The organism is Eubacterium ramulus, from assembly GCF_045002895.1.
GTDB classification, from domain to species: Bacteria; Bacillota; Clostridia; order Lachnospirales; family Lachnospiraceae; genus Eubacterium_I; species Eubacterium_I ramulus.
On sequence record NZ_CP173382.1, the window covers coordinates 1,873,437 to 1,890,950 of the forward strand.

18 protein-coding genes are annotated in these 17,514 nt (G+C 49.5%); all 18 read right to left on the reverse strand.

Annotated elements, in window-relative coordinates:
* Nucleotides 1-4: 4 nt before the first annotated feature.
* Nucleotides 5-976 carry an adenosylcobinamide-phosphate synthase CbiB gene (gene cbiB, locus ACIRUQ_RS08945; protein ID WP_021738220.1) on the reverse strand — a complete coding sequence of 324 codons (972 nt, stop codon included), beginning with the start codon at nt 974-976 and terminating at the stop codon, nt 5-7.
* Nucleotides 977-979: 3 nt separating this feature from the next.
* The gene (locus tag ACIRUQ_RS08950; RefSeq protein WP_044962730.1) at nt 980-1,327 is read right to left on the reverse strand and encodes a bifunctional adenosylcobinamide kinase/adenosylcobinamide-phosphate guanylyltransferase; all 348 of its coding nucleotides are present in this window, start codon (nt 1,325-1,327) and stop codon (nt 980-982) included.
* Between the two features lie 16 nt (nt 1,328-1,343).
* Nucleotides 1,344-2,123: an adenosylcobinamide-GDP ribazoletransferase gene (locus tag ACIRUQ_RS08955; RefSeq protein ID WP_242853574.1), complete on the reverse strand. Its 780-nt coding sequence runs from the start codon at nt 2,121-2,123 to the stop codon at nt 1,344-1,346.
* Entirely contained in the window at nt 2,120-2,668 is a 549-nt protein-coding gene (locus tag ACIRUQ_RS08960) for a bifunctional adenosylcobinamide kinase/adenosylcobinamide-phosphate guanylyltransferase (protein ID WP_055289475.1), read from the reverse strand. The genes ACIRUQ_RS08955 and ACIRUQ_RS08960 overlap by 4 nt, the downstream gene beginning before the upstream one ends.
* Nucleotides 2,669-2,686: 18 nt before the next feature.
* Nucleotides 2,687-3,739, reverse strand: coding sequence for a nicotinate-nucleotide--dimethylbenzimidazole phosphoribosyltransferase (cobT, locus tag ACIRUQ_RS08965; RefSeq protein ID WP_055289473.1), 1,053 nt, complete (start codon nt 3,737-3,739; stop codon nt 2,687-2,689).
* On the reverse strand, nt 3,736-5,157 hold the full coding sequence (locus ACIRUQ_RS08970) for a cobyrinate a,c-diamide synthase (RefSeq protein WP_055289471.1): 1,422 nt from the start codon (nt 5,155-5,157) through the stop codon (nt 3,736-3,738). Before ACIRUQ_RS08970 ends, cobT begins: the two co-directional genes overlap by 4 nt.
* A gap of 39 nt (nt 5,158-5,196) precedes the next feature.
* Nucleotides 5,197-7,305, reverse strand: coding sequence for a precorrin-6A reductase (cobK, locus tag ACIRUQ_RS08975; protein WP_055289469.1), 2,109 nt, complete (start codon nt 7,303-7,305; stop codon nt 5,197-5,199).
* On the reverse strand, nt 7,302-8,030 hold the full coding sequence (gene cobJ, locus ACIRUQ_RS08980) for a precorrin-3B C(17)-methyltransferase (RefSeq protein WP_021738213.1): 729 nt from the start codon (nt 8,028-8,030) through the stop codon (nt 7,302-7,304). Before cobJ ends, cobK begins: the two co-directional genes overlap by 4 nt.
* 33 nt (nt 8,031-8,063) lie before the next feature.
* Nucleotides 8,064-9,146, reverse strand: a complete 1,083-nt coding sequence (locus tag ACIRUQ_RS08985; protein ID WP_055289467.1) for a cobalt-precorrin 5A hydrolase — start codon at nt 9,144-9,146, stop codon at nt 8,064-8,066.
* Complete coding sequence (gene cobM / locus ACIRUQ_RS08990) at nt 9,146-9,904, reverse strand: precorrin-4 C(11)-methyltransferase (protein ID WP_022036172.1); 759 nt, start codon at nt 9,902-9,904, stop codon at nt 9,146-9,148. The genes ACIRUQ_RS08985 and cobM overlap by 1 nt, the downstream gene beginning before the upstream one ends.
* Nucleotides 9,905-9,948: 44 nt before the next feature.
* A complete protein-coding gene (cbiD, locus tag ACIRUQ_RS08995) occupies nt 9,949-11,208 on the reverse strand; it encodes a cobalt-precorrin-5B (C(1))-methyltransferase CbiD (protein WP_055289609.1) in 1,260 nt (419 codons plus the stop codon).
* Nucleotides 11,209-11,249: 41 nt separating this feature from the next.
* A complete protein-coding gene (locus ACIRUQ_RS09000) occupies nt 11,250-12,143 on the reverse strand; it encodes a LysR family transcriptional regulator (protein WP_021738209.1) in 894 nt (297 codons plus the stop codon).
* A complete protein-coding gene (locus ACIRUQ_RS09005; RefSeq protein ID WP_021738208.1) occupies nt 12,143-12,850 on the reverse strand; it encodes a class II aldolase/adducin family protein in 708 nt (235 codons plus the stop codon). The genes ACIRUQ_RS09000 and ACIRUQ_RS09005 overlap by 1 nt, the downstream gene beginning before the upstream one ends.
* A gap of 74 nt (nt 12,851-12,924) precedes the next feature.
* Entirely contained in the window at nt 12,925-13,539 is a 615-nt protein-coding gene (locus ACIRUQ_RS09010) for a hypothetical protein (RefSeq protein ID WP_021738207.1), read from the reverse strand.
* Nucleotides 13,540-13,664: 125 nt separating this feature from the next.
* Nucleotides 13,665-14,396 carry an ABC transporter permease gene (locus tag ACIRUQ_RS09015; RefSeq protein ID WP_021738206.1) on the reverse strand — a complete coding sequence of 244 codons (732 nt, stop codon included), beginning with the start codon at nt 14,394-14,396 and terminating at the stop codon, nt 13,665-13,667.
* A gap of 3 nt (nt 14,397-14,399) precedes the next feature.
* Nucleotides 14,400-15,242, reverse strand: a complete 843-nt coding sequence (locus ACIRUQ_RS09020; RefSeq protein ID WP_022036177.1) for an ABC transporter ATP-binding protein — start codon at nt 15,240-15,242, stop codon at nt 14,400-14,402.
* Nucleotides 15,239-15,934 carry a precorrin-2 C(20)-methyltransferase gene (gene cobI, locus ACIRUQ_RS09025; RefSeq protein ID WP_055289465.1) on the reverse strand — a complete coding sequence of 232 codons (696 nt, stop codon included), beginning with the start codon at nt 15,932-15,934 and terminating at the stop codon, nt 15,239-15,241. Before cobI ends, ACIRUQ_RS09020 begins: the two co-directional genes overlap by 4 nt.
* Before the next feature lie 29 nt (nt 15,935-15,963).
* Complete coding sequence (locus ACIRUQ_RS09030) at nt 15,964-17,508, reverse strand: ASKHA domain-containing protein (protein WP_173018085.1); 1,545 nt, start codon at nt 17,506-17,508, stop codon at nt 15,964-15,966.
* Nucleotides 17,509-17,514: the final 6 nt, after the last annotated feature.

A 17,514-nucleotide genomic window follows, 5' to 3' on the forward strand; every position in this document is an offset into this window, starting at 1 on the left:
TTTTTTACAGAAGCAACAACAGCAGGATTATTTTTATTCCATTGAATACGATCATGCCAAGCGCACTCGCCGCATACAGCAGCCGGTTTGCCCGGGCAATATCCGCAATCTCCACCGGACGGATCGGATCCCCGATGGTTGGTTTCTCATGTTTTTTTCCAAAATACCAGGCATCGCCCGCCAGCTGGACCTGCAATGCCCCTGCCATGACAGATTCCGTCTGTGCTGAATTCGGACTGGCATGACACAGCCGGTCACGTTTAAAAATTTTCCAGGCATTTTTTCCATCCAGTTTTACCAGCGGTGCTGCCAGCACCATCAGGATACCTGAAATTCTGGACGGCAGAAAATTCATCACATCATCAAATTTTGCCGCTGCACGTCCAAAATACAAAAACTTGTCATTTTTATATCCTACCATAGAATCCATGGTATTCACAGCCTTATAAAAATAGCCCAGCACCGGACCACCGATGACCATATAAAACATCGGTGCCAGAATGCCATCCGATGTATTCTCTGCCACTGTTTCAACAGCAGCCTTTACCACACCGGTCTCCGTCAGTTCTTTCGTATCTCTGCCTACGATCATGGACACTGCATACCGTCCGGCTTCCAGACCTTCCTGTTCCAGTGCCTCTGCCACTTTCATACTCTCTGTCTTCAGCGATTTCGTCGCCAGAACCGTATAACACATATACACTTCCACTGCGAATCCCAGCCAGAACCAGAGACGATAACAAAGGAACAGAATTCCAAAAGGGATCGCCGTGGAAATCCCGGTCACCAGAATCACCAGCAAAACACCGCCTGCCAGATCTGCTCTTTCACTTCTGCCCCTGCGCAGTCTTTTCTCAAAAAATGAAATCAGATTCCCAACAAAACAGATGGGATGCCACATACCATGCGGATCTCCGATGCACAGATCCAGCACATAACCGGCCACCAGGGCCGCAATCGTTGTATAAATATACATTGTCTATTTTATGCGGGTTCCGATTCCACAGGTCACACGGTATACTGCCTCTGCCTGCTTTGCCAGTTCACAGCCTATCCGTCCGGTACGCTCCCGCCATGCACGTTCAAATGCATCCATGGGAACGACTCCGCAGCCCAGTTCATCACATACAATGATCTGATCCGGCTCCTGTGCCAGTTTCTCCCGCAACTCCTCTTCTATATTTTGCTCCGCTTTCATACAGTTTTTCACCCATTCATGAAACTGTGGAACTATGGTTCTTTCTCTTCCGGCTTTCTTTTCCTGCTCCCGAAGACTTTCTGCAAATTTCTCTTTTCCCTGATAAGCCCCACCGATCACAAGTATCATATCAAACATACCTCCTTTATTGCAAAATCACCACATACGCCATGGCAAGTTCACAGATCTGCAGAAAAAATCCCTGAATATCTCCGGTGATACCACCAAAAGTTTTTATAGCCATCCGTCTGCAGCAAAGGCATACCACAACCGCAGCCACTGCGGCCGTTGTTCCACGCAGCGGATCAATCAGAAGCATTCCTGCAATGCACAGCAGAATTTCAATCACCAATACGATCTGACACCGTTTCCGGTCTGCTGCCTGTGCAAAAGTAGCCGCCAGTCCGCTGTTTTTTGCACAGGGAAACGTGCAGATACCAAATCCGTTCAGGGCACGGCTCAGGATAAATCCCACTGCCAGAACCCCGATATCTTCCGCCCCGGCCTCCGTCCAGATTCCGAAAGCCGCCAGGAAATAGCCACAGCACACAATGATGGCAAATGCTCCCGCGTGGGAATCCTTCAGGATCTCCAGCCTGCGCTCCCGGGTCTGCCAGGAACTTAACGCATCTGCCGTATCCAGCAATCCGTCCAGGTGGATGCCGCCGGTCACCAGCACCGGGATCAGAACTGCCACCGACGCCCTCAGCATCACACCGAATCCAAACTGATCACTGACCCGGAACCACAACCAGACCAGAACCCCTGCTACTGCTCCGACCCATGGAAAAAAGCAGAGCACATTTTTCATATTTTCTTTGTTCCATTCAATGTGTGGCATCGGTATTTTCGAATACATGGAAAATGCCACAACAATACTCTCCAGAACCTTCATCTGCCAACACTCCTTTATGTATCTGTTCATCTGTTATTTTTGTCCGTAAAGTCTCTTTTCTCACCTTTGACACAAATGGGAATACCGCACACCACTTCATAAACATAATCTGCCATGGCCGCAGCTTCCAGGTTCACTTCCCCAAGGATTTTCCTATACTGCTCTGTTTCCGGATCATACGTCACACCATCCGAAAAAATATCGTTGGTGACAATGACCAGATGTGCGGCAGTCCCGGCCAGATGATGCAGCCCGCATTTTAATACTTCGCTGCAGTCTGCACCTCTGCCCTCCGGTGCAAACACCTCATTCGCCACGAGATTTGACATACATTCCAGCAATGCCGTGCAGCCCCCGGGCAGACAAACTGCTTCCAGATGTGTCCCCTGCTCAATGGTTTCAAACCCCTTCCCGCTTCTAGCCTTCCGGTGTTTCGCAATTCTTGCCCGGCTTTCCTCATCAAAAGCCTGCATCGTTGCAATGTAACACTTTTCTTCCGCCGGCAGTTCCATGCAGATCGTTTCTGCAAATTCGGATTTTCCACTGCCGCTTCCCCCTATTACCAATACTATCATTCCTGTTTTATCGCTTTCTTAATCCAGCGGCTGATACTCAACAATATCCGCCTGTACAAAGGTACTCATTTTGTGATAAATATCTGATGCAAAATCAAGGATCGGGAACAGTGCCACTGCGCCGCTTCCCTCTCCGAGTCTCATCCCACAGGTGAGAAATGCATCTTTCTCTAATGCCTTCAGTAAAATATTTGCGCCCGGCTCCTCTGAAACATGGGATGCCAGAATATAATCCGCACATTCCGGTACCAGTCTCATCGCTGTCAGAGCCGCCACCTGGGAAATAAATCCATCCATTATCACCGGCATCTGCTGTGCAGCACCGCCAAGAAACAGGCCGCACATTCCGGCAATATCCAGTCCGCCGACTTTTGCCAACACATCTAGTGGATCCTCCGGATCCGGCTGATTCACTGCAATGGCCTGTTTTATCGCATGTATTTTCCGCTGCAATCCGTGGCTGGAAAGCCCGGCACCACGACCGGTGACGGTCTCCACATCCAGTCCCAGATATACTGCTGTCATGGCACTGCTGGTAGTAGTGTTGCCGATTCCCATCTCTCCGGTTGCCAGCATTTCATACCCTTGCGCATGGAGTTCTTCTGCTTTTGCAATACCAACTTCAATGGCTGCAACAGCCTGTTCCCTTGTCATGGCAGGCTCTTTCGCCATATTTTTCGTTCCATAAGCGATTTTTCGTTTTTCCACCCGTGGGGTGTCCACTGCCATGCCGATATCCACCGGACAGATCTTGGTTCCGGCCCGTCTGCACATGATCGCTACGCAGGATTTTTCATCCAGGAAGTTCTCCGCAACCGTCGCCGTTACTTCCTGCCCGCACTGGGTCACGCCTTCCTCTACCACACCATTATCCGCACACATGATGACCAGTGCTTTCCGATCAATATGCACATCTCCGGTGCGCTGGATTCCCGCAATCTGGATCAATGCTTTCTCCAGCCGCCCCAGACTTCCTAATGGTTTTCCAAGTCCGTCCCAGTGCTGCTTTGCAGCCGCCATGGCAGCTACATCCACCGGACGGATCTTTTGCATCGTCTCTTCCAGTGTCATCCTTTATACCTCCTGCATGTATCTACAAAATTTAGTGCAAACTCCGGGTTGGAATAATAATACAGATGTGGAAATCCCGCCGCATAGCTGCTTCCTGCCTGCATACAGTCCCATCCACGGCTGCGCATCGGTTTTGCCGCATGAAATGCGTTTCCATTATCCGAACTGTCAAAATAATGAAATTCATGGGCTCTGATACAGTCTCCCGCTCTGCCAAGCATCTGATCCTGTTCAGCTGTCAATTCCACATAGCCAAAACGTCCCAGCTTTCCGGTATAAAAAGCTTTTCCGCTCAAAATCCCTGCCATTGGCCAGTGCTTTTGCTCCATATCCTCCATGCTCTCATGCAGATACATAAAGCCGCCACACTCTGCCAGATACGGCAGTCCTCCGGCAATCTGCTTCCGTATATCCTGCAGCATTCCGGTGTTCTCACTGAGAGCCTGTGCATATAGTTCCGGATATCCGCCTCCGATCAACAGTCCCTGTAACTTTTCCGGAAGTTTTCTGTCATGCAGCGGAGAAAAATACAGGATTTCCGCTCCCAGCTGCCGCAACAGATCCAGATTATCCTCATAGTAAAAGCAAAAAGCTTCGTCCCGGGCGACACCGATACGAATTTGCGGTATCTCATTGTTTTCTAAAGTAGACTTCGTAGTATAGGCCTCCGGTAAAAACTGTTGCAGCGGCTCCCAGGAAAGTGCCGATGCATCTTCTGCCAGCCTGAGAATGGCATCCAGATCCAGTGTCTGCTCCAGAATCTCTGCCAGTTTCTCAATCCGCTCCTGCAGATCCGTCAGTTCATCCGGTGTCACCAGGCCCAGATGCCGGCTCTCAATCACGCAATCCGTCACCTTCGGCACATATCCAAGCACCGGAATCTGACAAAGATCCTCAATCACAGGGCGTAGCTGCCGGCACATAAATTCCGATGTCTGATTCAGAATGACGCCCCGGATATGAGATTCCGGCTTCATCTGCTGAAATCCCCGGATCAGAGCCGCTACAGACAGACTCATCCCACGCATATTGATCACAAGAATCACCGGTGTATCTGTCACATCTGCCAGTTCCCAGGAAGAGGCCACGCAAGTCACACCTGCAACCCCGTCATAAAATCCCATAACGCCTTCCATTACTGCCAGATCTGCATTCTGTGCATGCGTACCAAACAATGCACAGGTCAGATCACGCCCGGTAAAATATGTGTCCAGATTCCGGGATGGCACACCCAGAACTTTGGTATGAAACAACGGATCGATGTAATCCGGTCCGCACTTGAATGAAGCCGGCTGCAGACCTCTGTTTTTCAATGCCTGCAGCAGACCACAGGTGATCAGCGTCTTACCGCTGCCACTGTTTGGTGCCGCCAGCATAAACCGCGGAATCTTTACACCTGCTCCCCCTTTTTCATTCATATTGCATATCCCCCTATTTCTCATTTTCTGACATCAGGATCACACTTTTCCGCCAAAAGAAATCACATATACAGGATTCTGTCCCATCATCAGATGATAAGCTCCCAATTGTTTTGCCTTTCCAATATTCACAGAAGCGATATCCACATCACAAATCTCCCACTCCTGCAGTAAAGCAGTGATTTCCGCCAGTGTTTCCAGTGCGATACAGTTGATCACAATCCGGATCTGCGGATTTCGTTCCCGCAGCCAGCCAATGATCTCCCGCATGTTTCCACCGGTTCCGCCTAAAAATGCATGGGTTGGCGTCTCAAGATCCACAAAGGCATCCGGTGCTTTTCCGTGAATGACCTGCAGATTGGATACCCCGAACTTTCTGCTGTTTTCCCGGATCAGTGCCACAGCCTCTTCCTTCTGTTCGATGGCATATACAATCCCACGGTCTGCCATGCAGGCAGCCTCGATGGAGATCGATCCGGTTCCGGCTCCCACATCATACACAACAGAATCCGCCTGAAGCTGCAGTTTCGACAGAGAAATGCTGCGTACTTCCTCCTTTGTCATTGGCACTTTTGCCCGAATAAACGCTGCATCCGGAATCCCATGAGTGACTACCGGCTCCGTGTGATTTTTCTGTTGTAAGAGCACCACACTGACGCCCTCCACAGAATATGCGGAAAAATCTGCCGGAACACCGGTCGTAATGGATTCCTCCGGATAACTCAGATTTGTCCCTACTGACATAATAAGATCTGTCCGTCTATACTCCAGCAGAAAATCTGCAAGTTCCCGGATACTCTTGGCATCTGAAGCAAGGGTAAATACCTTACCGCTTTTCTTCAGTGCATCTAAAAGATTCAGACTGCGCCCGTGCATACTGGTCAGCAGCATATCATCCCAGGAAGTCTGCAGCTTTGAAGCAAAATAAACACCGCTGGAAATTCCGCAGATAAAGCGCAGCGGATAATCCGCCAATGCTTCCTTCAATTTCTTTGCTCCGCTGTAAAATCCCACATCTCCGGACAGTGCGATCACAATACGGCTGTATGTCGGATGGTTCCGGATATAGTCCGCGATCTGCTTGCTCTCATACATGGAAACCATCGTTTTTCCATCACAAGCACCGTTTGCTGCCATACCGGCGATATCTGTTCTATTTTCCTTTTGGAGTTCCGGACAATTTCTCGACACAGACCAGTGCGCCAGACTGTTTTTCACAGCTTCCAGCATACGCTTTGCGCCAATAATACAATCTGCGTCCCGGCAGGCGCAAAATCCTTCCAGTGTCATACTTTCCGGTGCACCCATTCCAATGCCAAGCAACGTGATTTCCGGCTTCGTTCCGGTCACTGAATGCTCTTTCTGTTTTTTGTGATATTCCTGCAAAATCATAGTTTCCACTTCCTCCAGCGAATATCCGCTTTCCTGCATCGGACGGATGATCACCACGCAGGTGGCTTTCACATCTCCAGCCGCCTGCACTTTATCTGCAAACCCGCCGGCTGCCCCGGATTCCTTCGTTACCAGAAAATCTGCTTTTGTCTCCCGCAGCATCGCCGCATTCAATTCCCTCGAAAACGGTCCCTGCATGCAGATCAGCTGTTTTTTCTGCAATCCGATGCCCTCTGCCACTGCAAATGCCTCTTCCTGCGGAAGCACTCTTGCATACAGACGCTTCTTATCTGTGATCTGTGCCGCAATCTCCGGCAATTCCTTCAACCCTGTGGTCAGAAAGATATTTCCCTGTTGTGCCTCCAGCCAATCCGCCGCTTCCTGACAGGATTTTACGGTTACGATGTGATCATATGCTGACAAGTCCAGCGGTTTACGCAGCAGCCGGATATAGCGTGCCCCGGCTGCTTCACACGCCCGCTTCAGATTTTCCGTCACATCCACTGCATGGGGATGTGTCGCATCGATCACCGCCTGCAGCCCCGTTTTCATCAGTTCCAGGATACAGGCCTGCATCTGTATTTCATCCATCCTGCCGGTATGGACCCGGATCTCCTCTGTCTGCTCCAGCAATTCTTCGCCATATGCCGTCGCCACGCAAAACAATGCCGGAATCTGATTTTTCTGAAAAAACTCTGCCAGCTGCCGCCCCTCACTGGTTCCGGCAAACACCAGATAGCTTATCGCTTTTTTCATACCCGGTATCCCCGCGGAGTCACCATACAGCCGTTGATCTCCCTGGTCTGGGAATTTCCGATAAATACTGTAGTAAACATATCTACCTGCAGATCACGCAATTCTTTTAAAGTATAAATATGCTTCTCTTCCCCGTCTCTGCCAATCTGGCTGACCGTTGCGCACACCAGCGTCTCCGGCTGATACTGTAAAATCAGATCACAGGCTTTCTGCAGATAATCATGACGCTTTTTACTGGAAGGATTATACAGGCAGATTACAAAATCCGCTGCTGCCGCTGCCAGCAGACGTTTTTCAATTTTCTCCCAAGGTGTCAGCAGATCACTCAGGCTGATCAGTGCAAAATCATGGATCAGCGGTGCTCCAAGAACTGCCGCTCCGCCGATAGCTGCGGTCACTCCCGGTATACACTCCACTTCCACATCCGGATACTCCTGTCCGATTTCAAGCATCAGCCCGCTCATACCATAGACTCCGGCATCTCCGCTGCAGATCATAGCCGTTGTCTTTCCTTCTTCTGCCTTTTCAAAAGCCATACGGCAACGCTCTACTTCCTGTTTCATCGGTGTCGTCAGGAACTCTTTTCCTGCAAAATGCTCCCGCACCAGATCTACATAAACGGTATATCCGATAATGACATCACAGGATTCCAGTGCTTTTACCGCACGGATCGTCATCTGTTCATATTCCCCCGGTCCAATTCCAACTACATATATTTTTTTCACGCTCTGTATTCCTCCATATCTTTTTTGTATTCCTTATGTTTCCAACAATGCAACTGTCACACCGTTTCCTGCCTGCTTTCTGCAAATCCATTTCGGATTCTTTCTTTCCTGTTCTTCCAGCGCAGCCACTGCCGCACGTTCACAGACATTTCCGACACCGGTTGTCTGTTTTACAAAATCAGACAACGCATACGCTCCGGGCATCTGTAAAAGCGTTTCCGCAGAAAATGTCACGAACGGAACTTTCCATGTCTCTGCCAGCTGACAAATTGCCCTCTCATGCGTCTTCAGATCAATCGATGCAATTTTGCAGATACTCTCCGGTGCAATCTGATACTGTGCCAATACCCGGTCCACTTGCTGCGCAAGTTCTGCCGGATCCTTGTCCCTGCGGCAGCCGATGCCGAGAACTACCCGCTGCGGAACCAGCCGAAGTACATTGGTCTGCCATCCACTGTGCACAGACACCACGATACCTGCGATCTGCTCCTGTTTTCTTCGCTCTGCCGCATTCCAAAATGCTTCTTTTGTCTCAAACCTGTTAAATTCCTCCGGCAACGCAGCAATATCCACATATCCGGGCTCTGCATAAAAAGGAAGCGGCTCTCCGGTCACAAACACAGCCGCTGCATATTTTGCCAGCGTCCGGTCCGTGATCTGAAGTCCATGTCTGACAGCCCATACATCCACTGCAAGACGCCCGTTGACATCAGACGCTGTGGTGATCACCGGATCTGCCTGCAATCCCTCTGCCAGAAACTGCGTCCAGGCATTCGCGCCTCCCAGATGTCCCGACAAAAGTGAGATCACATGTCCGCCATGTTCATCTGCCACAAGCACCGCCGGATCTGTATATTTGCTGTCCAGAAAGGGTGCTATGGTTCGCACGGCTATCCCGCATGCTCCGATAAAGATCAGCACCTCCGACTGTTCAAATACTGTCTCACACCAGGCCTGCAGTCCCTCTGTCACCGGATAGATATCCGGATGTGTCTCTGCTACCTGCGATCTGCCACTGTATCCTGTCACTGCCGCGCGGTCACCGATTACCTTCCGCATCCGGCAGAAAAGCTGATATCCATTTTCCGTAAAGGATACGATCCTGACTCTGTCCATCACTGTTTCGCTTTTCTGAATTCTGTGGTAAATTCCGGATGATACAGCTCGGATCTGTCATAATTCGTATGTGTCACTGCATCACCGATGATCATCAGGGCTGTCTTTGTGATATTGTGTTCCTTTGCAGTCTGTGCCAGCGTTCCGACGGTACAGATATATTTTTCTTCCTCCGGCCAGGTCGCCTTATATACAATGGCTGCCGGTGTATCCGCTGTGTACCCTCCGGCAATCAGTTCCTTTGAAAGTTCTTCCAGTAAGCCGGTACTGAGGAACACAACCATCGTTGCATGATGCGCTGCAAAAGAAGCAATACGTTCCCGCTCCGGCACCGGTGTCCGTCCTTCCATACGGGTAATGACCACACTCTGTGACACATTCGGAAGCGTATATTCCAGATTCAGGGCTGCTGCAGCTCCGCAAAATGCGCTGACACCCGGGCAGCTCTCATATGGAATGTTCTTCTCATCCAGTCGATCCATCTGTTCACGGATCGCGCCATAAATACATGGATCACCTGTATGCAGACGAACAATCATTTTCTGCTCTGCATGAGCCTGCTCCATCACTTCCAGCACTTCCTCCAGTGTCATCGTCGCACTGTTATACACTTCACATCCTTCTTTTTTATAGGACAGCAGCTCCGGATTAACCAAAGATCCCGCATAAATAATCACATCTGCCTGCTCCAGCAGATTTTTTCCTCTGACGGTGATCAGATCCGGTGCACCGCTTCCTGCTCCTACAAAATAAACCATCTTTATGATCCTCCTCCTGATTTTTATCTCTTATCTTTTCTGTATTATAACTGCGTCTTTCGTTCTTTTATCAGATTTTCCAACAATCGCTCAGCCTGCGTTGTCCGCCCAAGCTCACCCATCGCATTGGAATACAGCACGGCACCGATGATCAGCTGCCCCTGTGCCCGGTGGTTCAGATAATATTCCACATGCTGTGCCACAAGCTGCATGGTATCCGTCCAGTATGGGGTCTGTTTTAAAACAGCAAGTCCTTCATCCGTTGTAACTGCATCCAGTATCTGCTTCGCTGTCCGGACATCCGCTCCTGCCCGCAGGGCATTTGCTGCAAGAATCTCCATCCTTGCATCTGCATCTCTGGAATGGGTGTTCATGATGCCACCGGCTACTTTGATAAATTTCCCGATATGCGCCACGAATAAAATGCCTTTCAGTCCCATATTTACAGCAAAATCAATGGTCTGTCCTACATAATTACTGCATTTTACCGCTTCATCAGCCGCAAAGGGAAAATGACCGGACAGATACTGCAGTCCGTAATTGCCCGGTGCCACCAGCAGATATTGTTTTCCGCCGGAAGCTTTTTGCTTCATCTCCACTTCAATACTGGAGATCAGTGCTTTTTCACTCATAGGTTCCACGATGCCGCTGGTTCCGAGGATTGAGATACCGCCCTGTATGCCGAGTCTCGGATTAAAGGTTTTCTGTGCTGTCTGCGCCCCTTCCGGTACCCGGATACACACTTCGATTCCGCCACAATAACCATGTTTTTCACAGATTTCCTGCACGGCTTCCGTGATCATACGCCGAGGCACTTTATTAATGGCAGGGGCTCCCACCGGCTGTTCCAGACCCGGCAGTGTGATTTTTCCAACCCCTTCTCCGGCAGTAATTCCCACCACTGCAGTTTCCGGTTTTTCCTGCTGCAGCAATTCTGTCTGCCGGCAATCTCCCTGCATCTGTTTTGTATGTAAAAATACCTGCTGCAGTGCCCTGGCCTCTCCCCGGCCGCACAACCGCACAGTTGCATATACCAGCAATCCGCTGGTCACATCCGGATCATCGCCGCCGTCCTTTTTGATCGCACAGGACACACAATCCTTTTTCCGGCTAATGTCCAGCACTTCCAGCCAGAGACGGATTCCTTTGGGGGGCAGCAGTTCTACAACCGGAAGTTCTTTCCGCTCAAACAGCATACTGGCCGCTGCCTTTGCCGCTGCTGCCGCACAGCTGCCTGTGGTATACCCAAAGCGCATTTTTTTCTGATCTTTAATAATAAAATAATCTTCCAATCCGGTTTCCATTTTGCCCGCACCCAGCTCCTCTCTCTTTGACTTTTTCTCTTCTATTGATTTTCCTCCAGAAACGGCAGGATTTTTTCCAGGGACGGATTCTCTGTCTGCGGCATCCATGCTGCAATAATATCAATGGTATCCTCCGGTCCGCCAAATGGCACTGACACAAGCCGCCCTCTTGACTGCAATGGAATCGACAGATAGGATGGCAGAATCGTCACCCCCATATTTGCTGACAGCATCAGAAGAATCGTCTCCACATCCTCGATCTTTGCCACCACATTCGGATGATACCCCCGCTTCCAGAATGTTTCAATGATCCGCTTGTCCTCACCGATCTCACTTTCCGGTGTGCAGGCAAGGATCAGGTTTTCGTCCTTGAGATCTGCTCTCGTCACATACGGCTTCTGTGCCAGGACATGTGTCCGTGGAAATACGGCTGACATCCGCTCCGTGCTCAGTCTGCGCACTTCCACATTCTGATAATACCGCTCTTCAAACATCGGCATCAGCACCAGGTCCAAATCTCCGTTTTTCAACATTTTTAACAGCATGGAGGGACTCTGGTTCGTAAACTTCATGGCAATATTCGGATATTTCTCATTAAACGCCTGAATTTTTTCCGCCAGTCCCGTATTGCCGATGCCCACGGAAAATCCGATCTCCAGTGATCCGATCACTCCGCTGGATGCCTCCCTGGTACGCTCCACCGCCGTATCGATTCGGTTCAGTATTGAAGATGCCTCCTGCAGAAATACTTTTCCCGCCGGAGTCAGAACAACTTTTTTCTTTGTCCGCTCAAACAGGCTGACTCCCAGCTGTTCTTCCAGTGCCTTGATCTGCTGGGTTACCGCCGTCTGGGAAACATACATGGATTCCGCTGCTTTTGTAAAATTCAGTTCATGGGCAACGGCAAGAAAATATTCCAACTGTCTGCTGTTCATTACTGATTGTCACCTTCCGGTTCATTATATTTGACATATCCCGGATGTCTGCCCGGAATCTTGTATCCATTGTTACGCAGATCGATCAGCGCATCAATCTTATCCTGCGGCATGTCCGGTGCACCCCCCAGCAGATGGATATACAGCGAAGTTTTTGCAAACATCTCCAGCGATTCCATCCTGAAGTAAGCTCTGGTCAGACTGTCTCCCACCGTCAGTGCTCCGTGATGTGCCAGTAAAATGGCATCATGATCCTGAAGAAACGGTGCGATGGAATCCGGCACTTCATCTGTGGATGGCTGTGCATACGGAGCGATCGGAACTGCACCGAGATTTACGATAAATTCCATGGCCTGATACCCATCTAGTGCACGCCCCATGGACGCATAGCTTGTTGCGATCGGCGGATGTGCATGTACCACTGCCTTTACATCCTCACGTTCCGCATAACACCGGAAATGCATCTTCATTTCGGAAGATGGTTTGTAGCCTTCTGCCGCAGAGATCACACTTCCGTCCGCAGCAAGATGCACCAGGATCTCCGGTGTCATGGCTGCCTTGCTGACACCGGATGGAGTACACAAGAATGTACCGTCCTCTAATTTTACGGAAACATTTCCATCATTTGCTGCCACGATCCCACGCTGCCACATTTTATGGCAGACATCACAGATTGCTTCCCGTTCTTTCATTGCATTCAATTCCATAGCTGCTCCTCATATCTTTCTAAATACTTCAATTTTGGTAAAATGACGTTTCTATTCACAATATATAACGTTATTTATTTTCCCGTCTTTTTGTGCGGGGTATAATCCCGGTTTCTGCGTTTTGCCACAAAATGATTCAGAATTCCACCGCCTACAATGATAATGGCAGCCACCACCAGTACACGTTTTGCCGCTTCCTGTGGAAGTGCTCCCTTACTTTCAATCGAATCCGCATAAAAGGTCAGTGCATAAGCAATCTCATGAGGTGTTCCCATAGCGGTAGTATCTGCAATGACAGACATCTCACTGTCAAATGCCGTCACCGGAATCGTAAAGGTGGAATACCCGTTCTCATTGGTATTCTCATTTAAAATTTTCTCACCATCCACGATCATATAATCATAATTAGAACTGCTCCACTGCAGTTTTGCATATGCTTTGCCATCTTTCACCAGAAAAACGGTCGGCGATACCACCGTTGCCTTTCCGCTTCCTCCGGTCATGGACACATCAATGGCATATTCCCCATCTTCTTTGTCCACGGACAATGGCTCCGCCTGAACTGTCCGGCACAGACAGACACCAAGCAGCAGACAGCAGCAGACTCCCATCAGGATCCGGTGCCAGATTCCGGTCACTCCCGTCTTCTGTTCTTTTCCTTTTCCTCTGAATCCCGTCTGTTTTTCCATATTCAGCTTCCTTTCCCTGTATTTTTATTCCGATATTTCTGTTGTAAAGCAGACATTCGCAATCCGCTTTCGCTGCTTGCTCATGAACGCAGCTACTTTGCGACCTGCGTCCATAAAGACGATGTTTACAGATTCTTCCGCTTGTAAATAAACCAAAAGGAAAGTGTCAGAAATACCGCCAGATAAATTGCAAGGATCAGAATTCCAATCGGATTGATGGCTTCTCCTTTTGCAATGCTCCGGATCATAGCACTTGTCTGTGACAACGGCAATGCACCGATGACCTGACGGATGCCTTCCGGCATATTATCCATAGCAAAAAATGTATTACACAGATAAGACATCGGCATAATGACATAATTGGAAAACCGCGGCACATCCGTATGATTTTTCGCAATAAAGGAAACTACCACGGCAATCGTTGAAAATACTGCCCCATTCAAAAACATGATCAGGAAAGAAAATCCGTTGAATATTACTCCGGTATGAATCGGCAGGACCAGAAGCATGATCACACATCCCGCATACAGTCCCCGGAGACTTCCGGCAATCACCTGGCCTACAATAAACTGCCAGAGCGGTGTCGGTGAGATCATTACCTGATCAAAAGCCTTCTCATACAGACGCTGTACATTCAGATTCTGTGCAATGGCATTAAAACTGCCCGTCATCGTTGTCAGTGACACCACACCCGGGATCAGGAAATTCAGATATGGTTCCCCGTGGGACACCATCTGGATTCCCATTCCAAACACGATCAGATACATCAGCGGTGCAATCATTGCCGCCAGAGTGATCTTGTAAAAATCTCTGCGGAACTCCGTCCATTTTTCCCATAATACTGTTATAATTCCCATTGACTACCGCTGCCTCTCTTTCTGCTCTGCCCGTGCCACAAAGACATCTTCCAATGTGGTATTGCGCAAAGCAGTCTGACCGGTCAGTCTGCTCAAATGAGCAATAGCATCTTCTCTGTTTTTAAAATAATGACTTTTCAGTCCATCTGATGTCATCTCATCCACTGCAAAATGTCCCAGCTGTTCCACCATTTTCTTTGGTTCACTGACTTCTTCCAGTCTTCCTCGATCCATAAATGCTACCCTCTGGCACAGACTCTCCGCCTCTTCCATATAATGGGTCGTAAGAAGGATCGTAAGATTGTGGTCATTGAGCTGGCGCAGCAGATTCCACATCTGCCGTCTGGAAAGAGCATCCATACCAGCGGTTGGCTCATCCAGCAGCAGGATCTCCGGCTCTGTCAACAAAGCCCGGCAGACCATCAGTTTTCGTTTCATACCACCGGAAAGTTTTCGCACTGTCCTTCTGCGGAAATCGATCAGACCACAAAATTCCAGCAGTTCTTCTGTCTTTTCCCGGATTTTTTTCCGGGGCATAAAGTACAGCCGTCCCTGATATTCCATCACCTCATCCATCGTCATGTCCTGACGCATGGAATACTCCTGGGTAATGACACTGATCTTTCGTTTCAGTCCGGGATTTTTCCGTGAAAGCACTTCCCCGTCCACCCGGATCTCGCCTTCCGTAGGCAGAAGCAGGGTGGACATCAGACTGATTGTTGTAGTCTTTCCGGCTCCGTTTGGCCCCAACAGGCCAAAAAATTCACCGGTTTCGATCCGCAGGTTCAGATGATCCACCGCAGTAAACGTATCAAACTTTTTCGTAAGATCTGACAGTTCTATCATTTTCCGTATTCCATCTCTTTCGCAATGATCAGGGAATAGTATCCGGCATCATCCGGGATTTCATCCACACTGCGGTATACATGTTCCGTCTCCATTCCACAGTTTTCCACCATGGACACCTGCTTTCCGGTCTCCCGCAAAATCTCTTTTACCTGTTTCATCTTCTTTCCGGATTTCATAAATACATAATTACCTTCGGCATCCGGAGTATCACCCAGACGGTGAACAGCAGGTACGATATGCAGAGTCTGATTCCACTCAACCAGCGACTGGTTTGTTCTGGCCGCTGCTGCACAGAAAGAAGTGATACCACTTACCAGCGCAGTCTCATAACCATCATCTTCCACACGTTTCTGCAAATAGGAAAATGTAGAATAGATGGTCGGATCTCCGAGGGTCAGAAACACGATATCTTTTCCCTGATCCAGTACTTCTTCCAGTGCTTTTGCTCCCTTTCTGTGATTTTCCTCCAGTTCCTTTGCATCGTGTGTCATTGGCATATAGATAGAAAGCAATTCTTTGTCTGCCAGTTCCGGCACCGCCTGTACAGCGATCTGGTACGCAACAGTTTCCTTTGCCTCTGCCCCCGGTACTGCAATCACCTCATTCTCGCGGATCATACGAACCGCCTTCAAAGTCATTAATTCCGGATCTCCCGGACCTACTCCTACCCCGTATAAAATTCCTCTCATGTTTCTTATTTCCTTTCTTTCTCAGTTTTTTATTCGAAAAACATTTCTTCCATATAAGCATCGCTGAACTTTTTGTGTGTGGACAGTTCCACATAGCGCATCTCCTGCTGCAGACGGCCCAGTTCCTGTCTGGCTGCCTCTGACACTGCCGCAGACACTGCGCCCTCACCGGCCGCATTTCCTACAGAGATCGTCACCGGCTCCAGTTCCTCCGGGATCAGCCCGATCGCTGCCGCACTCTTTTTGTTCAGAAAACTTCCAAAACCGCCGGCAAGGATCACCTGCTCCACATCGGTTACCGAAATATTCCGCTCGGATAACAGAATCCGGATACCAGCCGCGATCGATGCCTTGGCAAGCTGAAGCTTTCGCACATCTGCCTGGGTCACTTTCACAGTATCCGTCAGATAGACACAGGTACCGTCCTCATCTTCTCCCAGATAACCGGCATATGCTTCCTCCACTTCATCCTCGTCCGCGATCAGACCGGTCTCATCCAACAGCTCTGTTTCCAAAAATACCGCCAGTGCGTCGATCAACCCGGAACCGCAGATTCCCACTGCCGGTGCATCGTTGATCGTGGAACAACAGATTTTTCCATCTTCCAGCCAGACTTTTGAGATAGCTCCGGAAGCTGCCGGCATTCCCATGGCGATCTCCGCTCCTTCAAAAGCCGGTCCTGCCGCTGTCGCACAGCACACATACGAACCGGATTTTCCAAGCACCATCTCTCCGTTGGTACCAATATCCAGCATCAGTGTCTCTTTCTCACCATCTTCTGCCAACACAGAAGAGTGCATCTGTACCGCTGCCAGATCAGCTACAATATCGCCGCCCACATAACCGGCAATGGACGGCACGACATACACAGTCTCACAACCTTCGATACCAATCTGTTTTGCGTCATAACTTTCCCCAAACAGAGACAAAGGCGTAAAAGGTGCCACACCGATACTCTCCGGAGACAATCCGCAGAACAGATGGCTCATGACCGTGTTGCCGGCAACCGCCAGCCGACGGATATCTTCTGTTCTGCCCGCTTTCTGTTTTAACTGCACCAGCATACCATTGATCTGATCCACAATGGCACTCTGCAATTTATCCAGACCGCTGTCCACAGATGCCTGGATCCTGGAGATGACATCTGCGCCAAAACTGCGCTGTGCATTCGGTGCGCTGACTGTACAAAGACGCACTCCGGTTGCTCCATCCAGCAGATGACATACCACAGTGGTCGTTCCGATATCACAGGCCGCCAACAGCCCTTCACCCGCATCTGCCGGATACAGATAGCAGTTTCCATTTTCAGCAATGGCTGACTTCTGCTCTTCTGCAACGGTCACACACATGTCATCTTTACATTGCGTCTGGCATGACAGGACTTTACCAAGTCCCTCCACTGTCACCAGACATTTTTTACAAGTACCGTTTCCACCACAGGGGGCATGTACCTGCGTGATGCCAAGCTCCTGAAACACTTCCAGGAGCGTATGATCTTCCCACGCTCCTGTATACTCTTTCACTTCATTTCCAATTCTGATTTTTACCTTCATTACTGTTACCTGTTCCTTCACTCATCC